At 71.6% G+C, this 20953-nt stretch carries 15 protein-coding genes; 9 read left to right on the top strand and 6 right to left on the bottom strand.

Annotated features, from left to right (window positions below; genetic code table 11):
- Positions 1–34 precede the first annotated feature (34 nt).
- The 5 genes from EY822_RS09515 (at position 35) to hutI (ending at position 7680) form a co-directional block, all read left to right on the top strand.
- Positions 35–2212, top strand: coding sequence for a N,N-dimethylformamidase beta subunit family domain-containing protein (locus EY822_RS09515; protein WP_150308051.1), 2178 nt, complete (start codon positions 35–37; stop codon positions 2210–2212).
- An 89-nt stretch (positions 2213–2301) separates the two neighbouring features.
- Complete coding sequence (gene hutU / locus EY822_RS09510) at positions 2302–3984, top strand: urocanate hydratase (RefSeq protein WP_150308050.1); 1683 nt, start codon at positions 2302–2304, stop codon at positions 3982–3984.
- Positions 3985–3989: 5 nt separating this feature from the next.
- Positions 3990–5189, top strand: a complete 1200-nt coding sequence (locus EY822_RS09505) for an allantoate amidohydrolase (RefSeq protein ID WP_150308863.1) — start codon at positions 3990–3992, stop codon at positions 5187–5189.
- The gene (locus EY822_RS09500; protein WP_227497168.1) at positions 5186–6517 is read left to right on the top strand and encodes a formimidoylglutamate deiminase; all 1332 of its coding nucleotides are present in this window, start codon (positions 5186–5188) and stop codon (positions 6515–6517) included. Before EY822_RS09505 ends, EY822_RS09500 begins: the two co-directional genes overlap by 4 nt.
- A complete protein-coding gene (hutI, locus tag EY822_RS09495; protein WP_150308049.1) occupies positions 6517–7680 on the top strand; it encodes an imidazolonepropionase in 1164 nt (387 codons plus the stop codon). Before EY822_RS09500 ends, hutI begins: the two co-directional genes overlap by 1 nt.
- 63 nt (positions 7681–7743) lie before the next feature.
- Here the strand turns inward: hutI and EY822_RS09490 are convergent, their stop codons facing one another.
- From EY822_RS09490 to EY822_RS09480, 4 genes are all read right to left on the bottom strand, one after another.
- On the bottom strand, positions 7744–11400 hold the full coding sequence (locus EY822_RS09490) for a right-handed parallel beta-helix repeat-containing protein (RefSeq protein WP_150308048.1): 3657 nt from the start codon (positions 11398–11400) through the stop codon (positions 7744–7746).
- A gap of 213 nt (positions 11401–11613) precedes the next feature.
- Positions 11614–11769 (bottom strand): hypothetical protein, encoded by a 156-nt coding sequence (locus tag EY822_RS15435; protein ID WP_227497167.1) that lies wholly within the window; start codon positions 11767–11769, stop codon positions 11614–11616.
- An 843-nt stretch (positions 11770–12612) separates the two neighbouring features.
- Positions 12613–14943: a 5-methyltetrahydropteroyltriglutamate--homocysteine S-methyltransferase gene (metE, locus tag EY822_RS09485; protein WP_150308047.1), complete on the bottom strand. Its 2331-nt coding sequence runs from the start codon at positions 14941–14943 to the stop codon at positions 12613–12615.
- The gene (locus EY822_RS09480) at positions 14940–16100 is read right to left on the bottom strand and encodes a methylenetetrahydrofolate reductase (RefSeq protein WP_227497166.1); all 1161 of its coding nucleotides are present in this window, start codon (positions 16098–16100) and stop codon (positions 14940–14942) included. The genes metE and EY822_RS09480 overlap by 4 nt, the downstream gene beginning before the upstream one ends.
- 313 nt (positions 16101–16413) lie before the next feature.
- On the opposite strand from EY822_RS09480, the gene EY822_RS09475 reads away from it, so the two are divergent.
- Both EY822_RS09475 and EY822_RS09470 read left to right on the top strand, forming a co-directional pair.
- Positions 16414–17181 (top strand): SDR family oxidoreductase, encoded by a 768-nt coding sequence (locus tag EY822_RS09475; RefSeq protein WP_150308046.1) that lies wholly within the window; start codon positions 16414–16416, stop codon positions 17179–17181.
- Between the two features lie 33 nt (positions 17182–17214).
- Positions 17215–18333: a zinc-binding dehydrogenase gene (locus tag EY822_RS09470; RefSeq protein ID WP_150308045.1), complete on the top strand. Its 1119-nt coding sequence runs from the start codon at positions 17215–17217 to the stop codon at positions 18331–18333.
- Between the two features lie 15 nt (positions 18334–18348).
- Here EY822_RS09470 and EY822_RS09465 read toward each other — a convergent pair whose 3' ends face one another.
- Positions 18349–19014 (bottom strand): LysE/ArgO family amino acid transporter, encoded by a 666-nt coding sequence (locus EY822_RS09465; RefSeq protein ID WP_227497165.1) that lies wholly within the window; start codon positions 19012–19014, stop codon positions 18349–18351.
- Positions 19015–19082: 68 nt separating this feature from the next.
- Here EY822_RS09465 and EY822_RS09460 point away from each other — a divergent pair, with 68 nt between their 5' ends.
- Both EY822_RS09460 and EY822_RS09455 read left to right on the top strand, forming a co-directional pair.
- Positions 19083–20045: a LysR family transcriptional regulator ArgP gene (locus tag EY822_RS09460; protein ID WP_150308043.1), complete on the top strand. Its 963-nt coding sequence runs from the start codon at positions 19083–19085 to the stop codon at positions 20043–20045.
- A gap of 44 nt (positions 20046–20089) precedes the next feature.
- On the top strand, positions 20090–20461 hold the full coding sequence (locus EY822_RS09455) for an RNA-binding S4 domain-containing protein (RefSeq protein WP_150308042.1): 372 nt from the start codon (positions 20090–20092) through the stop codon (positions 20459–20461).
- 204 nt (positions 20462–20665) lie between these two features.
- Here EY822_RS09455 and csrA read toward each other — a convergent pair whose 3' ends face one another.
- Positions 20666–20911, bottom strand: coding sequence for a carbon storage regulator CsrA (csrA, locus tag EY822_RS09450; RefSeq protein WP_150308041.1), 246 nt, complete (start codon positions 20909–20911; stop codon positions 20666–20668).
- Positions 20912–20953 lie beyond the last annotated feature (42 nt).

Raw genomic sequence — 20953 nt, 5'->3', positions numbered from 1 at the left:
GCCAGCCCATCCCCACTGACATGAGTGCTCCGACATGACCGCACCCTCCCCTCCGGCGACACCGACGCGTCGCAGCGATCCGGCCGCGCTCACGGGCTACACGCCGCGGCTCAGCTTCGCTCCCGGCGACGCGGTGCCGCTGCGCCTGAGCGCCGACGGCGACGTGCGCGTGCGCCTCGTCCGCCTGCCGGGGGCGGTGCCGGTGGACGGCGTTGCTCCGCTGCGGGTGCCCGCGCCGGGGGTGCACGGCTTCCAGCCCGGGTCGTACGGCACGGCGACCGTGCCGGTGCCCTCGGATGCCGATCCCGATGCCGCGGCGTGCGCCGCCGGGCTGTCCTGCTCGCTGTGGGTGTTTCCGACGGCGCCCGACCCGGCGGGCTCCGTGCTGCTGTCGATCCGGCGCGGGGACGCGCTGCTCGCCCTCGGCGTGGCCGGGAACGGCGGCCTCGAGCTGCTCGCGTCGGACGCGTCGCTACTGCCGCTGTCGAAGCCGCTGTCGATTGGAGCTTTGACCCGGCACGCCTGGCACCGGATCGAGGTCGACATCGCCGCCGGTGCAACCGACAACGACAGCATCTCCGTGACGGTGTCGTCGCCCGCGTGGCCGTCGACCCGCACGGCCGCGTCCGCCGTGCCGTCGGCCGGATCGCTGCGGTCGGCGGACGGTCCGCTCAGCGTGACGCTCGCGGCGCTGGGCGGCGCGGGAGGTGATACCCCGAGCCGCTTCTTCGACGGCAAGCTCGACGCGGTGACCGTGGCCGGCACGCGGCTGGTGCTCGATCCGCGGCAGGTGAGCCCCGACATCCGCTCGTCGGTCGACGGATCGGTGTGCGGGCGACTGTTCGGCTCGCCGACGCGCGGCGTGACCGGTGCCGACTGGCGCGACGCAGAGGCGCGGTGGACCGAGAACCCGGCGGCGTACGGCGCGGCCGCCTTCGCGCGCGACGACCTCGACGACGCGGGATGGCCCGTTGCCGCGACCCTGCCCCTGCCGGACGACCTGCCGAGCGGCGTGTACGCGGCGGAGCTGACCACCGACACCGCCATCGACATCCTGCCCTTCGCCGTGCGGGCTGCGGGGCGGGTGGCGGTTCGCGGCGCGGAGCCGGCGGCGGACCGGGCCGCGGTGACCGTACTCCTGCCGACCTTCACCTATCTCGCGTACGCGAACGAGGCGCCGTTCGCGCCGCACGTGCCGGTGACGAGCGACGCCCGCGACGAGTACACGGCGTGGCACGGGCTCACCTCGCTCTACAGCAACCACGCCGACGGACGCGGCGTGGCTTACGCATCGCTACTGCGCCCGCTGCTCAACCTCCGGCCCGACTACGTGTACTGGCTGACCGGGCAGCCGCACGGCCTCGGCGCCGACCTGCGCATCCTCGAGTTCCTCGAGCACGCGGGGATCGCCTACGACGTGATCACCGATCACGACCTGGAGGAGGACCCGTCGCTGCTCGGCGACGAGCGCCGCGTGCTCGTCACCGGCAGCCACCCGGAGTACTGGAGCAGGCGCGGCATGGCGTCGCTCGACCGCTGGCTCGGCCGCGGCGGACGCCTCGCCTACCTCGGCGGCAACGGCCTGCACGCCATGGTGGCCACGATGCCGGGCAGCGAGCACGTGCTGGAGCTGCGCCGGCGCGGCGCGGAGGTGGGACTGTGGGAGGCGGCACCCGGTGAGGCGTCTCTCGCGGCGACCGGTGAACCCGGCGGGCTGTGGCGTCACCACTCCCCTGCACCCGTGCGGCTGACCGGGCTGATCTACACCACCATGGGCTTCGGCGACGGCGTGGGGTACCGGATGCTGCCGGCCGCGCGCGACGACCGGGCGCGGTTCCTCGTCGAGGGCATTCCGGAGTCCGCCCTCACCGGTGCCGAACCGATCGGGGCGGAGGCGTTGTGGTTCGGCGGCGCGGTGGCGTACGAGTGCGACCGCGCCGACGCGGCGCACGGCACACCGCAGCACGCCCTGATCCTCGCCACCAGCGACCCCCTGCCCGACTCCTACGAGGCGGCCGACTCGAGCGGCGAGCGCCGCGCCGACATCGTGTTCTTCGAGACACCATCGGGCGGAGCGGTGTTCTCCGTGGGGTCGATCGCGTTCGCCGGAGCGCTGCCGGTCGACGACTTCGACAACCCGGTGGCGACGCTGCTCGGCAATGCGCTCCGACGGTTCGCCGACCCCGTACCCTTTCCCTTCCCCGTTCCGTGAACACCGCCGCGCGGATCCCGCTTCCGCATTCTGACCCCACGCCCACCCCGCCCTGCTCCGCCGCTGAAACCGACCGAACGAGGACCCCCGTGAAGACCCCGACCGACGCACCGTCCCGCACCATCCGAGCCGCCCGCGGCAGCGATATCACCGCGAAGAGCTGGCAGACCGAGGCGGCCATCCGCATGCTCATGAACAATCTCGACGCGGAGGTCGCCGAGCGACCCGAGGATCTCGTGGTGTACGGCGGCACCGGCCGCGCGGCACGCAGCTGGGAGGCCTACGACGCGATCGTGCGCACCCTCGAGGGACTGGAAGCGGACGAGACCCTGCTCGTGCAGTCGGGCAAGCCGGTGGGCGTGTTCCGCACCCACGAGTGGGCGCCGCGGGTGCTCATCGCCAACTCCAACCTCGTCGGCGACTGGGCGACCTGGCCGGAGTTCCGTCGGCTCGAAGACCTCGGACTCACCATGTACGGGCAGATGACCGCCGGGTCGTGGATCTACATCGGCACGCAGGGCATCCTGCAGGGCACGTACGAGACCTTCGCCGCGATCGGGGACAAGCGGTTCGGCGGTTCCCTCGCGGGCACGATCACCCTCACCGGCGGCGCCGGCGGCATGGGCGGCGCGCAGCCGCTCGCCGTCACGCTGAACGGTGGTGCGGTGCTCATCGTGGACGTCGACGCGTCGCGCATCCGGCGCCGCATCGACCACGGCTACCTCGACGAGCTGGCCGACGACCTCGACGACGCGCTCGCCCGGGTGACCGCCGCGAAGAGGGACAGGCGCGCGCTCTCCGTGGGTCTCGTGGGGAACGCCGCCACCGTGTTCGCCGAGATACGCGACCGCCGCGCCGACGTGGACATCGTGACCGACCAGACCTCCGCGCACGACCCGCTCAGCTACCTGCCCGAGGGTGTTGCCGTCGAGGAATGGCGCGCCGCGGCGGAGGCCGATCCGGTCGGGTTCACCGAGCGCGCTCGCGCGTCGATGGCCAAGCAGGTGGCCGCGATGGTCGACCTGCAGGATGCCGGGGCCGAGGTGTTCGACTACGGCAACTCGATCCGCCGCGAGGCGGAGCTCGGCGGGTACGATCACGCGTTCGACTTCCCCGGCTTCGTGCCCGCGTACATCCGGCCGCAGTTCGCCGAGGGCCGTGGGCCGTTCCGCTGGGTGGCGCTGTCGGGCGACCCCGCCGACATCGCGCGCACCGACCAGGAAATCCTGCGACTCTTCCCCGACGACGAGAAGCTCCGCCGGTGGATCACCGCCGCCGGTGACAAGGTGCAGTTCGAGGGCCTGCCCGCCCGCATCTGCTGGCTGGGCTACCAGGAGCGCCACCTCGCCGGTCTCGCCTTCAACGAGCTGGTGCGCACCGGTCAGGTCAGCGCACCGATCGTGATCGGTCGCGACCACCTCGACTCCGGCTCCGTCGCCTCCCCCTACCGGGAGACCGAGGCGATGCTCGACGGGTCGGACGCCATCGCCGACTGGCCCATTCTCAACGCCCTGCTGAACACCGCATCCGGGGCCACCTGGGTGTCGTTGCACCACGGTGGCGGCGTGGGCATCGGCCGGTCCATCCACGCCGGCCAGGTACTGGTGGCCGATGGCACCGACCTCGCGGCGGAGAAGATCGCGCGCGTGCTGGTGAACGACCCGGGCACCGGCGTGATGCGCCACGTCGACGCGGGCTACGACCGGGCGCGCGAGGTCGCCCACGAGCGCGGACTCCGGGTGCCGATGGAGGAAGGCGGGGAACCGCGATGACGCCGATGCGATCCGCGACGACGCTGCTGCGCGAGATCGATGGGGTCGGTCGTGACGCGCACCGCGGCGGGTACTCGCGGCATGTGTTCGACCCCGCGGAGCGGGAGCTGCGGGAGTGGTTCACCGAGCGCGCGAGCGCCCTCGGCCTCGGCCTGGAGACCGACCGGAACGGGAACATCTGGGCGTGGTGGGGCGCGCCCGGCCCCGACGCGGTGATCACCGGCAGCCACCTCGACTCGGTGCCCGGTGGCGGCGCGCTCGACGGCCCCCTCGGCGTGGTGAGCGCCCTCGCCGCGGTCGCCGCCCTGCAGGCCGACGGGGTGACGCCCGGTCGGCCGTTCGCGGTCGTCGTCTTCGCCGAGGAGGAGGGATCCCGGTTCGGGGTCGCCTGCCTCGGCTCCCGGCTGCTGTCGGGCGCGATCGCGCCGGAGCGTGCCGCCGCGCTCACCGACGCCGACGGCGGCACCTTCGCCGACCGGGCCGCCGCCTTCGGCCTCGACGTGGCGCACCTCGGGGTCGACCGGGAGGCGCTCGGACGGATCGGTGTCTTCGTCGAGCTGCACGTGGAGCAGGGCATCGGTCTTGTGAATGCGGGCGCCGCGATCGGCGTGGCGTCGAGCATCCTCGCGCACGGTCGCTGGCGGGTGCGCGTGCGCGGTCAGGGCAACCATGCGGGCACCACCGCGATCGCCGACCGCCGAGACCCGATGGTCGTGGCCGCCGAGGCCATCCTCTCCGCACGAACGGTGGCCGCGGCGAGCCCGACCGTGCGCGCCACCTTCGGCCGCATCGAGCCGGTGCCGGGCGGCACGAACGTGATCCCGTCGCAGGTGACCGCCTGGCTCGACGTGCGCGGCTCGAACGACGAGGACACGCGCGCCGCGGTCGCCGACATCGGGGTCGCTGCCCGGGACGCCGCCGCACGTGAGGGCTGCGAGATCGAGATCGTCGAGGAGTCGTACGGCGGGGAGGTCGTGTTCGATCCCGCCCTGCGCGACCGGATGTCGGCGGTGCTCGGCGGTGCGCCCGTGCTCCCCACGGGTGCCGGACACGACGCCGGCATCCTCGCGTCACTGGTGCCGACGGCCATGCTGTTCGTGCGGAACCCGACGGGCGTCTCGCACGCACCCGAGGAGGGCGCGACCGACGACGACTGCGAGGCCGGGGTGGCCGCACTCGTCACCGTGCTGCGGGACCTGCTGTGATCTCGTTCTGGTGCGAGCGCCTCCTCGTCGGGGACGAGCTGCGCTCCGGTGTGCGGGTGCGCGCCGATGAGCGTGGGATGATCACCGCACACGAGGTCGGTGTGCCCGCGCACGCATCCGATGTGCGCGTGAGCACCGCCGTGCCGGGGTTCGCGAACGCGCATTCGCACCTGTTCCACCGGGTGCTGCGCGGCCGCACGCACGGCGATGGCGGCGACTTCTGGGCGTGGCGCGAGCGGATGTACGACGCGGCCGGCGCACTCACGCCCGACCGGTACCGGCGCCTCGCCGTCGCGGTGTTCCGGGAGATGGTGGCGAGCGGATTCACGGCGGTCGGCGAGTTCACCTACGTGCACCACCGGCCCGACGGCAGCCCGTACCCCGACCACGACATGGAACTCGCGCTCGTCTCGGCCGCCGAGGAGGTGGGGATCCGACTCACCCTGCTCGACACCTGCTACCTCGACGGCGGCATCGGCACGCCGCTCTCCGCCGCGCAACGCCGCTTCGGCGACGGCAGCGCCGCCGCCTGGCTCGATCGTTGGCACGCGCTTCGCGACCGCGTCCGCGCCGCCTCACCGAGCGGGCTCGCGACGCTCGGTGCGGCGATCCACTCCCTCCGGGCGGTGCACCCCGATGCGATCGCGGCGGTGCTCGCGGGCCTCCCCGCCGAGGTGCCGCTGCACATGCACCTCTCCGAGCAGCCGCGGGAGAACGACGACGTGCGCGCCGCCTACGGCATCACCCCCACCGCGGTACTCGACGCGCTCGGTGCGCTCGGCCCGCGACTCTCCGTGGTGCACGCCACCCATCTCACCGCCGACGACATCGCCGCGCTCGGCCGGGCCGGCGTGACCGTGGTGATGTGCCCGACCACCGAGGCGGACCTCGGCGACGGCATCGGCCCGGCGGTCGACCTCGCCGCGGCGGGGTGCACGATCGCGATCGGCTCCGACCAGAACGCCGTCATCGACCCGCTCCTCGAGCTTCGGGGGCTGGAGGCCGGGGAACGCCTCGGATCCGGTCGCCGGGGCAGGTTCTCGCCGGCCGACCTCCTCGTCGCGGGCACCGGCGCCGGGTACCGCTCGTTGGGCCTCGGTCGCGGGACCCTCGGCGTGGGCGAACCGCTCGACCTCGTCGAGCTCGACGCGGCATCCGTGCGCACCGTGGGCTCGGCACCGGAGCAGCTGGTGCTCAGCGCGACCGCGGCCGACATACTCGCCGTCTACGTGGGCGGGCGCCGGGTGGATGCGCGGGCGCGCGACGACCTGTCCGCCGCGTACGCCGCGGTGCTCGCCGAGTTCGACGCGATGAACGGAATCGAGTAATGACCAGCGAACTGATCACCGACATCGGTGAACTCACGGGTAACGAGCCCGACCGTGCGCGACGCCGCGACGCCGCCCTCGTGATCGAGGCAGGACGCGTCGCCTGGCTGGGTGACCGACGGCACGCGCCCGCCGCGGACACCGTCACCTCCGTGCAGGGGCGCGCCGTGCTTCCCGGTTGGGTGGACTCGCACAGCCACCTCGTCTTCGCGGGCGACCGCACCGCCGAGTTCGAGGCGCGCCTGACCGGTGCGCCGTACACCGCCGGTGGCATCCAGTCCACGGTGCGCGCCACGCGCGCCGCCACCGACGAGGAGTTGCGTGGAACCGTGCGGCGGTTGAGGGCCGAGGCTCTCGCCGCGGGCACCACGTGGCTCGAGACGAAGACGGGCTACGGCCTCGACGTGCAGAACGAGTTGCGATCCGCGCGCATCGCGGCCGAGGTCGCCGACGATGTGACGTTCCTCGGCGCGCACGTGGTGCCGGAGGGGGCAGAAACCGCCGAGTACGTCGACCTGGTGACGGGACCGATGCTCGAGGCGGTGCGTCCGCACGTGTCCTGGATCGACGTGTTCGTCGAGCGGGGCGCGTTCGACGACCACGCGGCCCGCCGCGTGCTCACCGTGGGCGCCGCTGCGGGACTCGGGTTGCGGGTGCACGGCAACCAGCTCGGCTCCGGCCCGGGTGCACGGCTCGCGGTGGAGCTCGGCGCGGCCAGTGTGGACCACTGCAACCACCTCGACGACGCCGACATCGACGCCCTCGCCTCCTCGACCACGGTCGCCACCCTGCTGCCGGCCTGCGACCTCTGCACCCGCCAGCCGTTCGGGCCGGCCCGCGCCCTGCTCGATGCGGGTGCCACGATCGCCCTCGCGAGCAACTGCAATCCGGGCACGTCGTACACGACGTCGATGCCGTTCGCCGTGACGACCGCCGTGCTGCAGATGGGGCTGAGCGTCGAGGAGGCGGTGCGCGCCGCGACCCTCGGTGGTGCGACGGCCCTGCGCCGCGCATCCGGGCCGGGCTCGGTGGGGCACCTCGGCGTCGGCGCGCGCGCCGACCTCCAGGTGCTCGACGCGCCCTCGGTCGCGTCGCTCGCCTACCGCCCCGGCGTTCCGCTCACCCGCGCGGTCTGGAAGGACGGCGTCCGCGTCGTTCCCTGAGGGACTCGCGCCCCGCCTGCGCCCGCCGCCACCACAGGATGACGGGAGCGGGCGGCGGCGGCGCTACTTCTGGCAGGGAACGTTCGTCACACCGGCGCCGGCGCCCGAGAGGGTGTTGTCGCAGCCGACGATGGCGCCGGTGCCCTTCGTGGTGATCCGCACCCCGTAGAAGGCACCATTGACGTTGGTCGCGGAGTTGGCGACGAATACGTTGTTCCTGCCCCATCCGGGCACCGTCGACACCTCGACCGACTTGATGCCGTCTTCGGGCGAGTTAGTGCCGACGTTGCCCTCGACGATGTAGTCGTTGCCGCTGACCGAGATCCACGACCAGGCGAACGCCGTGTTCAGGGCGGATCCGTCGATGGTGTTACCGCGCAGCCAGCCACCCTCGGTACCCGGCTTCGCCTCGATGCCCTCTGCCGTAGTCGCGCTGATCACGTTCGACAGCACCGAGTTGCGGTTGCTGCGGTCGGGTTGGCAGGCCGAGAAGGCGCACCAGTTCGACGGGTCCGTCCCCACGTACACGCCTTCGCCGTACTCGGGTGTGTGCAGTCCGGTGCGGGTGATGGTGTTGCCGACCACGAAGCTGTCGGTCGTGTTGGTGCGGAGGTGGATCGCCTCCTCACCGATGGTGGACACCGAGAGGTCGGAGACGGTGACGGCCGAGCCCTTCACGACCATGACGCCCTTCTTCACGTTGCGGATGCTCATCCCGGTGAGCACCACGTTCGACGACCCGGTCAGCTGGAATCCGTAGCCGGCACGGTGGTCACCCCCGTCGAGCACCACCGAGCGGGATCCGCAGATCCAGATCGGCTTGCCCGCGGTGCCGGATGCCGTGAGGTCGAAGTTCGCGCCGTACGTGCCGGGGGCCAGCACGATCACGTCACCGGCGGTGGCGCCCGCCAGGGCCGCCGTGAACTCCCGGTTGGTGCTGACGCGCACGGTGGCGGTCGGGCAGCTTGCGTACCGTCCGGCGGACACCGGTGCCGCGGCGGGCGCGGCCGCCGACGCCACCCGCGATGGTGCGGACTCGTTGCCGCTCGAGTCGACGGCGGTGAGCCGGTAGGAGTATGCGGCGTTCGCCGTCAGTCCGACGTCGAGGATGGAGCGTTCCGCGGGCGGGAAGGTGTGCAGCACCGAGTACGAACCGTTCACCCCCGCCCGGTAGAGCCGGTACTCGGTGAGGTCGGACGCCGGCGAGGGCGTCCAGTCGACCCTGATGCCCTTGCGCTCGGGAACGAGCGACGGCGCGGCGGGCGCATCCGGCGCGGTGCTGTCGGTCACGACGAACGCGTCGACCGAGACGTCACGGCCGGTGGACGCGGCGCTCTTCGCACCGGTGCGCTCGATCACGAGGGAATGCGGACCCTGCGCGAGACCGGTCCGCTCGAAGACCACGTTCTGGTCCGTGCGGGTGGCGGTGTAGAGATCCACATCGCGCACGTACTGACCGTCGAGGTAGACCTTCGCGATGCCGGAGTAGTGGTTCGTGCGGGTGACCCATCGGATACCGGTGCCCTCGAAGTCGAATCGCGCCGATGCGAGACCGTCACCGCTGACCTTGTAGGAGCCCCCGTAGTCGAGGTAGGAGCTCACGCTGCGCCAGGTTCGGCTGTAGGCGATCGCCTCCGATTCGCTGTCATAGGTGCCGGACGCGTGGGCGTCGGTGATCACCGCGGCGAGCGCGTTCGACACCACGAACGCGTCGAGGAAGATGCTCGTGCCGGTGGAGGCGGGGTTGCGCGTTCCGCTCCGCTCGATGCGGATGGTGTGCTCGCCGGGGTCGAGCACCCCGGAGTCGAAGACCACGGCCTGGAAGACCGGGGATGCCGAGTAGAGATCCACCGTTCTGACCTTGACGCCGTCGACGTACACGTTCGCGATGCCGGCGTAGTCGTTGGTGCGCGACACCCACTTCACGCTGGTGCCGTCGAACTTCAGTTGCGCCGAGCCCGAGCTGCTGAGGCGTGCGTGGCTTCCCCCGCTGTCGTTGCCGGAGGCGACGGTGGACCAGCTGCCCGCCGCCGCGATCACCGCGGAACCGTCCTCGTGCGTGCCGATCGCCGCGGGTGCATCCGCGACGACCACGCTGTCGAGGTAGATGTTCTTGCCGGTGGAAGCGGGGTTCTTGAGGCCGGTGTACTCGATGCGGAGGGTGTGCTCGCCGCGATCGAGAGGCCCGGAGTCGAACACCGTCGCACGATAGGCGGCGGTCTTCGAGTACAGGTCGACCGTCGCCATCCGGAGGCCGTCGATCGACACGGTGGCGGTGCCCGCGTAGCTGTTCGTGCGGGAAATCCAGCGCACGCTGGTGCCGGCGAACCGCAGTTCGGCGGTGCCGGGGGCGTCGAGACGGGTGTGGCTTCCGCCGCTGTCGTAGCTGGAGGGAACCGTGTACCAGGGGCCGCCGAGCACGATCGACGGGGTGCCGTTCTCGTGGGTGCCCTCGGGCACGGGCGTGTCCTTCACCACGATGCTGTCGAGGAAGACGCCGGCGCCGGTGGATGCCGAATTGCGCGTACCGGTCGGCTCGATGCGGATCGTGTGCTCCCCCGGCACGAGCGTGCCGGAATCGAACACGACGGCGCGGTAGGCGGTGGTGGCCGAGTAGAGGTCCACCGTGGCAACTTGCTTGCCGTCGACGTGCACGGTGGCCATGCCCGCATAGTTGTTGGTGCGGGAGATCCAGCGCACGCTCGTACCGGTGAACTTGAGCTGCGCCGATCCGACTCCACTTAGCCGTCCGTAGGAGCCGCCGCTGTCGTAGCCCGAGGCGACGGTCGACCACGATCCGGTCAGGGTCATGGCCTTGTCGCCGTCTTCGTACGTGCCGGCTTCCACCGGCGCGTCGAGCACCACGATCCCGTCGAGGAAGATGTTCCGGCCCGTGGACGCGGGGTTCTTGTTGCCCGTGTACTGCACGCGGATGCTGTGCTCGCCCCGCTCGAGCGGACCGGAGTCGAAGACGACCACCCGGTATCCGGCGGTCGCGGAGTACAGGTCGACCGACTTCGCCAGCGCGCCGTCGATGTAGACGTCGGCGATGCCCGCGTAGCTGGTGGTGCGTGCCGTCCAGCGCACGCTCGTTCCGGAGAAGCGGAGATCGGCCGCGCCTGCGGAGCTGATGCGGGCGTGCGATCCCCCGCTGTCGGACCCGGAGGTCACCGTGAACCAGGGCCCGGACATCACGAGCGGTGCGGAGCCGTTCTCGTAGACACCCGAGAGCACGGGTGCGTCGTTCACGACGATGCTGTCGAGGAAGATGTTGGTGCCCGTGGAGGCGGTGTTCTTGACGCCTTTGCGCTCGATGCGCAGGGTGTGATCGCCCGGGGTGAGGTCACCGGAGTCGAAGACGATCGATCGGTACACGGCGGACTTCGTGTACAGGTCCACCGTCTGCACCAGAGTGCCGTCGAGGTAGACGTCCGCCATGCCGGCGTAGCCGTTCGTGCGGGCTATCCACCGCACGCCGGTTCCCGTGAAGGACAACTCGGCGCCGCCCGCGCTGTCCATGCGGGAATGCGAGCCGCCGCTGTCGTATCCCGACGAGACCGTGGACCACGAGCCGTCGAGGGCGATGGCCGATGAGCCGTTCTCATAGGTACCCGCGAGCACCCGGTCGGGCATCGCCATCGGTGCGACGAACATCCCCGACACGAAGGTCGCCACCAGCACATTCGCGAGGAATGCCTTGTATTTCGTTACCGATCGCACGACCGCATTGCGCATCGTCACGCCCCCCTGGAACGGAAAAGGAGCGACGCCCGACCCCCCGGTCTGCGGCACCGCCCGAGAGCGGCAATTCGATCACCGCATGCTCATCCCTCACGCTACTGGAGCGTGGGGGATCCTCTCAGTCCCACCTTCGGGGGCGATTCCCGCTACGGGAAAAGGCCCCCGCGCGCGATGTGCGCGGTTATGCGCGGCTCAGTGGGCGCGGCTCTTGCGCTTGACCATACCCCAGATCACGGTCGCGGCGGCGAGCACGATGCCGATGACGGCGAGCCAGAGCAGGCCCTCGATGACCAGGCCGAGGATGGAGAACAGGAGCCAGATGGCGAGAAGTACGAGGATGATTTTCATGCTGCCAGCCTAACGACGCCCCCTGCGACCCGGCGGTCCACGCGAACGTCCCATCCCACGGTCCCTGAGCCCGTCGAAGGGACGGGAGGCACGCGAGCGTCGCACCCCCACGGTCCCTGAGCCTGTCGAAGGGACGGGAGGCACGCGAACCTCGCACCCCCACGGTCCCTGAGCCTGTCGAAGGGACGGGAGGCACGCGAGCGTCGCACCCCCACGGTCCCTGAACCTGTCGAAGGGACAGGAGGAACGCGAACGTCGCACCCCCACGGTCCCTGAGCCTGTCGAAGGGACACGAAGGACGCGAACGTCGCTTCGACAAGCTCAGCGACCGTACCGGTCGAACAATCGCACGTCCACGGTCCCTGAGCCTGTCGAAGGGACGGGAAGGCTGCGAACGTCGCTTCGACAAGCTCAGCGACCGTACCGGTCGAACACACGCACCCCCACGGTCCCTGAGCCTGTCGAAGGGACACGAAGGACGCGAACGTCGCTTCGACAGGCTCAGCGACCGTGTGGCGACCGCGACCGCAACGGCGACGGAGAGAGGGAGGAGCCGCGCTGCGGGCCGGATTCGGGTCAACGGCCCGCAGCATTGCGGCAGTCACGACGGGGGATTCGTGACTCCAACCGCGAGTTCGGGTCTCGCGGTGTTTCGCACCGATTGGGGGGGAAGCGGTGTGAGATCGACAGTAGCGGAGAAAGGGGACAGACAGAGCGGTTTGTCCCCATCCGCCTGTCCCCCAGTTCGGGGGGCACGTTCCGCGGCACCGCCTGCGGCGCCCCCTCCCCCGCGCCCCCGCCCCAGCGTCCCGTCGACCGGCACCGAGCCCGTGCAAGCCCCGATCAGGCCGGAATAACGGTCCGCTCCCGCACCGCGGCGGTGGCCTGCACCACGTTCCTCAGCGACGCGATCGTCTCGTCGTACCCGCGGGTCTTCAGTCCGCAGTCGGGATTGATCCACAGCTGGCGGGCCGGGATGCCCCCCAGCGCGATGCCGATGAGCTCCGTGACCTCGGCGACATCGGGAACCCGCGGCGAATGGATGTCGTACACACCGGGTCCGATGCCGCGCGAGAATCCGACCCGCTCGATGTCCGTCACCACGTCCATGCGCGACCGGGCCGCCTCGATGCTCGTGACGTCGGCGTCCAGCTGGTCGATCGCGTCGATGACCACGCCGAACTCCGAGTAGCAGAGGTGCGTGTGGATCTGGGTCGCATCCCGGGCTCCCGACGTGGCGAGGCGGAAGGCCCCCACCGACCAGTCGAGGTAGTCGTCCTGGTCGGCGATCTTCAAGGGCAGCAACTCGCGCAGTGCCGGCTCGTCCACCTGGATGATCGAGATGCCGGCCTGCTCGAGATCCGCGATCTCGTCGCGCAGGGCGAGAGCCACCTGATCGGCGGTGGTGGCGAGCGGCTGGTCGTCCCGTACGAACGACCAGGCGAGGATGGTGACGGGTCCCGTGAGCATGCCCTTCACCGGCTTGGCGGTGAGCGAGGCGGCGTAGGCCGACCACGGAACGGTGATCGGCGCCGCCCGGTGCACGTCGCCCCAGAGGATCGACGGACGCGTGCAGCGACTGCCGTAGGACTGCACCCAGCCGTTCCGGGTCACGGCGAATCCTTCGAGATTCTCGGCGAAGTACTGCACCATGTCGTTGCGCTCCGGCTCGCCGTGCACCAGCACGTCGAGCCCGATCTCCTCCTGCAGCCGCACCACCTCGGCGATCTCCGCGCGCATGCGCGCCTCGTAGTCCGCGGCCGACAGCGTTCCCCGGGCCGCCTGGGCGCGTGCGCGCCGGATGTCCGCCGTTTGCGGGAACGATCCGATGGTGGTGGTGGGCAGGAGCGGCAGGCCGAGCGCGGCCTCCTGCGCGGCGGCGCGGTCGGGGGCGGCGCCACGCCGGCGATCACCCTCGGTGAGCGACGCCGAACGCGCGCGGACCGCGTCGACCCGCACACCCTCGGCGTCCCGCCGGTCAGCGAGCGCCGCCGTCGCCGCGTCGAGTTCCGCGGCGACGGCGTCGCGACCCTCCGTCAGTGCGCGGGCGAGCGTGGCGACCTGGCCCACCTTCTGGTCGGCGAACGCGAGCCAGCCGCGCAGCCGCTCGGGCAGGTCGGTCTCGCCGGTGACGTCGTGCGGCAGATGAAACAGCGAGGTGGACGGCGACGCCGCCACGCGGGGCGACAGCGACCGGAGCTCGTCGAGCAGTCCGAGGGCACGGTCGAGGTCGCCGCGCCACACGTTGTGACCGTCGAGCACCCCGCCGACCAGCACCTTGTTCCCGAGCCCCGGCACCGGTCGGGGCAGGTCCCCCTTCACGAGGTCGAGTCCGATGGCCTCCACCTCGCTCGCGGCGAGCACGTCGAGCGCATCGCCGAGGTCACCGTAGGGGGCGGAGACGAGGATGGCGGGCCGTTCGCTCCCCACCGGTGCGTTCCCGAGCACTCGGTACGCCGTTTCGGTCGCCGCGAGAAGCACTGCGCGGTCGACCGGGAGCGATTCGGAGACGAGAGCAGGCTCGTCGAGCTGCACCCAGTCCGCGCCCGCCGCGGCGAGCCGAGCGAGCAGGTCGGCGTACACGGGCAGCAGGTCGGCGAGGCGGTCGAGCGGCGAGTATCCCGCGGGGGCCTCGTCGCTCGCCTTCGACAGCGCGAGGAAGGTGACCGGCCCGACCAGCACCGGACGGGTGCGGAAGCCCTGCTCGCGAGCCTCGATCACCTCGTCCACCCGCCGCGTGCTCGCGAGGGAGAAGACGGTGTCCGGACCGATCTCGGGCACCAGGTAGTGGTAGTTCGTGTCGAACCACTTGGTCATCTCGAGCGGCGCCCGGTCTCCCTCACCGCGGGCGAGGGTCGAGTACCCGGCGAGATCCAGTGTCCCGTCGATTACGAGGTCGGCGAAGCGGGACGGCACGGCGCCGACGGTGACGGCCTGGTCGAGCACCTGGTCGTAGAACGAGTGCGCCTCGGGGATGGACGAGTCCTCGGCGCCGAGGCCGAGCTCCACCAGCCGTTCGCGGGTGGCGCGGCGGAGCTCGGCGGCGGCCCGCTCGAGCTGCGCCGCGGAGGTGGCACCCGACCAGAACGACTCGAGCGCCTTCTTCAGCTCGCGGTCGGGGCCGATGCGGGGGTAGCCGAGGATGGTGCCGGACGGGAATGCGGGGTGGGTCATGATCGAAAGCTTCCTGTGAGATGGGGAACGGAACGGGGAGGGGTCGGGGCGCTGAGTCCAGCGGGAGCGGGAGGCGGGCGGACGCCGCACCCGGCGAGCTCGGCGAGCACCGCGAGCACGGTGTCGGAGCGGTTCAGGGCGTAGAGGTGCAACCCTGGCGCGCCTCCGGCGATCAGGTCGTCGCACAGCTGCACGGCGAATTCCACGCCGATGCGCTGGCGGCCGGAGTCGGTCGGTTCCACATCGAGCGCGATACCCAGATCGGCGGGCAGTTCTTCCCCGGTGAGCTCCAGGATGCGGCGGAGGCGCCCGGGGCTCGTCACCGGCATGATGCCGGGCAGGATCGGGATGGTCACCCCACCGGCCCGGGCGCGCTCGACGAACCGGAAGTAGTCGCCGGCATGGAAGAACAGCTGGGTGATGGCGAGGGTGGCGCCCGCCGCCTCCTTGGCCAGCAGGGTGTCGATGTCCTGGCTCGTGGATCGCGAGTTCGGGTGGCCGTTGGGAAAGGCGGCGACGGCCACCGACACGCGCCGGCGCTGCATGGTCACGCGCCGGGCGTGCGGCACCCCGGGCACGGCGGCCGCGACGTAGGGGATGCGCTCCACCTGCACGCGGTGGATGAGTTGCACGAGTTCGGCAGCGGTGGAGATGCCACCGGCGAACGCCTCGGCCTCGGTTGACCCCTCGGGGATGTCGCCGCGGAGGGCCAGGAAGCTGGTGATTCCGGCATCGAGGAACTCCCGCACCAGGCGGTTCGCCTCGGGCAGGGTGAGGCCCACGCAGGTGAGGTGGGCGAGGGGGCGGGCTGCCGTGTGCTCTCGGATGTAGCGCAGGATGTTGAGCGACGACACCCGGGACGATCCACCCGCGCCGAAGGTCACGGAAATGAACTCCGGCCCCGCGGCGGCGAGCTCGTCGACCGTGCGCAGCAGCTCGTGCTCCCCGGCCGGGGTGCGGGGCGGGTACAACTCGAAGGAGAACGGCACCCGCGGTGCGTCGTGACCGGACGGCGCCGCGGCGCCCGGCGGTGCCGTGGCGTTCGGCGCCGCGGCACTCGGCGGCGCTGCGGCATCCGTTGCTGCGCTCGGCGCGTCCGCACTCGGCGGCGCCGCATTCGGTGCTCCGGTTTCGTGCGGACCGGGATTCAGCTGCACGGGGGAACCCTCCGTTCTCACTATCGAGTCGGGTGGGCGGGTGCCGGGCTCGGCTGTCGCTCCGCACGCGAGGTCGCGTGTTTCGAATCACCGTAGAGCCGGACGGGCGCGCATCGGCTTCTATGACGAAATATGGCCGAGCCCGGCATCGGCTGCGCGGGCCCGGTCGGGCTCGCGCCCGGTCGAGGCGGCGCCGGTCGCGGAAGGGCGGGGAACCGGAGCAGGGCTACGCTGGACCGCACTGTGCCGTGGCGGGCAACGCCAACGGCGACGGCAACGGAGACGGCGACGGCAACGGAGCGGGAGGAGCGGAATGGCGAACCTCTTCGACCTCACCGGTCGACGCGCCCTCATCACCGGGTCGAGCCGCGGCATCGGCCGGGAACTCGCCCGAGGCCTCGCCCAGCACGGCGCGAGCGTGGTGGTGCACGGCCGGGATGCCGGGACGCTCGATCATGTGCGGAAGGACATCGCCGCGCGAACCGGAGCGGACGTCGCGGCGATCACCTTCGACGTGACCGATGCCGACCAGGTCGACGCGGCAATCGACCGGCTCGAGCGCGACGGCGGCCCGATCGACATCCTCGTCAACAACGCGGGCATCCAGCGGCGGGCCTTCTTCCCCGACTTCGAGCTCGACGACTGGCACGACCTGGTCGCCACCAACCTGACCAGTGCGTTCCTCGTGGGTCGCCGCGTCTCCCGCGGCATGGTCGAGCGCGGTGCCGGCAAGATCATCAACATCGGGTCGGTGCAGTCTCAGCTCGGGCGCGCGAACATCGCCCCGTACGCCGCCACCAAAGGCGGAATCGCGATGCTCACGAAGGGCATGTGCGCCGACCTCGGCCCGCGCGGCATCCAGGTGAATGCGCTCGCGCCCGGTTACTTCGCCACCGAACTCACGCGCGCGTTGGTGGACGACGTGGACTTCAGCCGGTGGGTGAGCGAACGCACCCCGGCCGGCCGGTGGGGACGCACGGAGGAGCTCGTGGGCACGCTCGTGTACCTCGCCTCCGGCGCGTCCGACTTCGTGAACGGCCAGGTCATCTACGTCGACGGCGGCATGACCGCGGTCGTCTGAACACATCTCGATGCCATACCCGATCGGAGCACCATGACGCCGGACCCCTCCCCCGCGACCGGGCCGGCCGCAGCCGACCCCGCGGCCGCGCGAACTCCCGGGCATGCTGACGAAAGGGTGACCGCGGTGGTCGTGCACGCCGCGTGCGACCTGCGGGTGGAATCCCGCCCGCTCGGTCGGCCGGCGAACGATCAAGCCATCGTCGACATCGCCTTCGGCGGCATCTGCGGCTCCGACCTGCACTACGTGTCGCACGGCGCGGCGGGCGAGTCCGTGCTCCGGGCGCCGCTCGTCCTCGGCCACGAGGTGGTCGGCGTGGTGCGCACTGCCGCGGCCGACGGGAGCGGACCGGTTGCCGGCACCAGGGTGGCGGTGCATCCGGCGACCCCCGGCCCGGGAAACGGCGCCCGCTATCCGCTCGACCGGCCCAACCTCTCCCCCGGGTGCACTTACCTCGGCAGCGCCGCGCACGTGCCGCACACCCAGGGCGCGTTCGCCGACGCCGTCATGCTCGACTCGAGGATGCTGCGGGCCATCCCGGCCGGGGTCGCGTTCGAGGCGGCCGCACTGGCCGAACCCGCCGGCGTGGCCCTGCACGCGATCGCCCGCGCCGGACGCATCGCGGGCGGGCGGGTGCTCGTGATCGGCTGCGGACCCATCGGCGCCCTCGTGATCGCCGCGGCACAACGGGCCGGCGCGGCCGAGATCGTGGCGGTCGACGTGCACGAGCGGCGCCTGGCCGCCGCCCGCGCGGCGGGGGCGACCCGCGTGCTGCTCGCCCCCGATGCGCAGACCCTCAGCGAGATCGATGCCGACGCGGTGATCGAATCGTCGGGTACCGCGGCGGGACTGTCCTCCGCGGTGCGCGGAGCCACCCGCGGTGGACGCGTCGTCCTAGTCGGTATGCTGCCCGCCGGCGAGCAGCCCGCCCTGCTGTCGCTCGTCATCACGCGGGAGCTCGAAATGGTCGGGTCGTACCGGTTCACGGACGAGATCGATGAGGTGCTGCAGGCCCTCTCGGACGGGTCGCTCGACGTGCACGGCATCGTGACGCACATGTTCGATGCGGCGGACGCGGCGGAGGCCTTCGGTGTGGCGAGCGATCCGTCGGTGTCGGGCAAGGTGCTGCTGCGCTTCGGTGCCGGATCCTGACACTGTCCGCGGTCGTCACCCGCCGAAGAGCAGCTTGGCCCCGAAGCCCAGCATGATCACGGCGATGAGCGCGTCGAACACGCGCCATGCCCCCGGGCGGGCGAAGATCGGCCGGAGCAGGCGCGCACCGAAGCCGAGCGCCGAGAACCAGAGGGCGCTCGCGCACACGGCGCCGCCCACCCACCACCAGCGCTCGTCGACGCCCTGCTGGTTCGCCACCGAGCCGAGGAACACGACCGTGTCGAGGTAGACGTGCGGGTTGAGCCAGGTCAGCGCGAGCATGGTGCCGAGGGCTCGCCCGAGAGTCGGGCCCGCGTGGCCTCCCGCACTCCCGCCCCCGAGCGCGGGGTCGGCGCGAACATCGAGCGCGACCGCCGACGGACGGAGAGCCCGGCGCGCGGCCAGCACCCCGTACGTGATCAGAAAGGCCGCGCCGAGGAAGCGCACGACGAGGAGAGCTCCGGGTACCCGCTCGATCACCGCGCCGACGCCCAGCACACCGGCGAGGATCAGCAGGGCGTCGGACACCGCGCAGATCAGCACGGCGAGCGCGACGATGCGGATGCGGGCGCTCACCGCCAGTCGCAGCAGATAGGCGTTCTGCGACCCGATCGCCACGATGAGGGCGAGCCCGGTACCGAGTCCGAAGAGGGCGGGGAGGAGCGTCGACGAGAGGGGCACGGTTCGACGGTAGGCGACGCGGCACCAACAGTACAGTTCACGTTCCTTGCGCGACATAAGCTGTGCTTATGGCGATCTTCTCGCGCGACCACCTGGAGACGCTTTTGGTCGCCATCGATGTCGGCACGTTCGATGCGGCCGCCGTCGTTCTGGGTGTCACCCCATCCGCGGTCTCGCAACGCGTCAAAGCGATGGAGCAGATCGCGGGCCGGGTGCTTCTGCAGCGATCCAGCCCGGTCCGCCCGACCGGCGACGGCGAGGTGGTGCTGCGGCATGCGCGGCAGATGCGGCTGCTCGACACCGAGACGTCCCGCGCTCTCGGTCTCCGGACCGGCGCGCGCGACGGAACGGATGCCGGGGCGTCCGGCGACCCGGTGCCCACCCCGTCGATCCCGCTGGCCGTCAACGCGGATTCGCTCGGCACCTGGTTCCTCGACGCGCTCCACCGTGCGCGCCGCGACACCGACGTGGTATTCGAGGTGCATCGGGAGGACCAGGAGCGCACGGCGACCCTGCTCCGCTCGGGCGTCGTGATGGCCGCGGTGACCAGCACGCGACGCCCCGTGCAGGGCTGTTCCGTCGTGCTGCTGGGCGTGATGCGGTACATCCCGGTCGCCGCGCCCGCGTTCCTCGAGCGATACTTCGGCGGGATCGCGGTCGACGACCGGCTCGCTGCGCTCGACCGGGTGCCGCTCGTGGACTTCGACCGGGACGACGACCTGCAGCAGGCCTTCCTCCGCGACGTGCTGGGGCGCGAGTCCCGGCCGCCGCGCCACGCGATTCCCACGTCGCACGACTTCGCGCGCGCCATCCTGCTGGGCTTCGGCTGGGGCCTCCTCCCCGAGGAGCAGTGCCGCGAGCACCTGGCCGCCGGTCGGCTCGTCGAACTCGCCCCGCGCCGCACCTCCGATGTGGAGTTGTGGTGGCAGCGCTGGGACCTGGCGTCCCCGCTGCTCGACCGGCTCACCGACGCGGTGCGGTCGGTGGCGACCGACCGACTCCGTCAACCGCGGCAGCACTCCTCCCGGTGAGCCCCGACCAAGGAGGCCTGGCCGCGCACGTCTAGGCTCGAAGCATGGAGCAGGTCACCACCGCGCGGGTGGACAGCTGGATCTGGGCCGTGCGGCTCGCGAAGACCCGGTCGATGGCGACGGCCGCGTGCAAGGCCGGTCACGTGCGAATCAATGACGAACGAGCGAAGCCGTCGCAGTCGGTGAAGGTCGGTGACCGGGTGCGCGTGCGCATCGGCGAGGTGGACCGCCAGGTGGAGGTCACCCGGCTCGTGGTCAAGCGGGTCGGCGCGTCGGTGGCCGCCGAGTGCCTGATCGACCACACGCCCCCGCCACCGCCCCGCGAGCACGTGGCGATGGCCGCGGTGCGGGATCGTGGCGCCGGTCGCCCGACGAAGCGCGAGCGGCGGGACATCGAACGCTTGCGCGGCCACTAGGCGTACCCAGTCGGCGTCCCTTCGACAGGCTCAGGGACCGTGGGGTGGGGACCGTGAGATCCGTCCCTTCGACAGGCTCAGGGACCGTGGGGTGGGGACCGTGAGATCCGCCCCTTCGACGGGCTCAGGGACCGTGCGGCTCAGGGACCGTGGGGTTCGCGGACCGTCCGCTGGCGTCCCTTCGACGGGCTCAGGGACCGTGGGTCAGGACGCGGGGGCGGGCGGCTGACCCAGGGCGGCGCGGATGCGCGCCTCGGCCTGCTCGTCGGCCTGCGTGGCGGCCACGTTCGCCTCGGTCACAGCGCGAACGACCTCCTCGCGCTGGATCTTGACGCCGCGCGGAGCATCGATGCCCACGCGCACGCCGTCACCGCGCGAGTCAAGAATGGTGATGACGATGTCATCCCCGATGAGCAATCGCTCCCCCGCCTTGCGTGTCAGCACCAGCACCGCGTCAGCCTATCGCACGGTCCGGTGTGGGGCCCGATGGCT

The organism is Planctomonas psychrotolerans, from assembly GCF_008642235.1.
Classification (GTDB): Bacteria; Actinomycetota; Actinomycetes; order Actinomycetales; family Microbacteriaceae; genus Planctomonas; species Planctomonas psychrotolerans.
The sequence above is the reverse complement of the archived record's forward strand: the minus strand, read 5'-3'. Positions and strand labels throughout refer to the sequence as shown.

What these genes read in the sequence shown, in the direction of transcription:
- EY822_RS09475 (WP_150308046.1), top strand. Translation starts at nt 16,414, where the DNA reads ATGGCGAACCTCTTCGACCTCACCGGTCGACGCGCCCTCATCACCGGG.
- metE (WP_150308047.1), bottom strand. Translation starts at nt 14,943, where the DNA reads ATGACCCACCCCGCATTCCCGTCCGGCACCATCCTCGGCTACCCCCGC.
- EY822_RS09470 (WP_150308045.1), top strand. Translation starts at nt 17,215, where the DNA reads ATGACGCCGGACCCCTCCCCCGCGACCGGGCCGGCCGCAGCCGACCCC.
- EY822_RS09455 (WP_150308042.1), top strand. Translation starts at nt 20,090, where the DNA reads ATGGAGCAGGTCACCACCGCGCGGGTGGACAGCTGGATCTGGGCCGTG.
- EY822_RS15435 (WP_227497167.1), bottom strand. Translation starts at nt 11,769, where the DNA reads ATGAAAATCATCCTCGTACTTCTCGCCATCTGGCTCCTGTTCTCCATC.
- EY822_RS09505 (WP_150308863.1), top strand. Translation starts at nt 3,990, where the DNA reads ATGCGATCCGCGACGACGCTGCTGCGCGAGATCGATGGGGTCGGTCGT.
- EY822_RS09515 (WP_150308051.1), top strand. Translation starts at nt 35, where the DNA reads ATGACCGCACCCTCCCCTCCGGCGACACCGACGCGTCGCAGCGATCCG.
- EY822_RS09460 (WP_150308043.1), top strand. Translation starts at nt 19,083, where the DNA reads ATGGCGATCTTCTCGCGCGACCACCTGGAGACGCTTTTGGTCGCCATC.
- hutI (WP_150308049.1), top strand. Translation starts at nt 6,517, where the DNA reads ATGACCAGCGAACTGATCACCGACATCGGTGAACTCACGGGTAACGAG.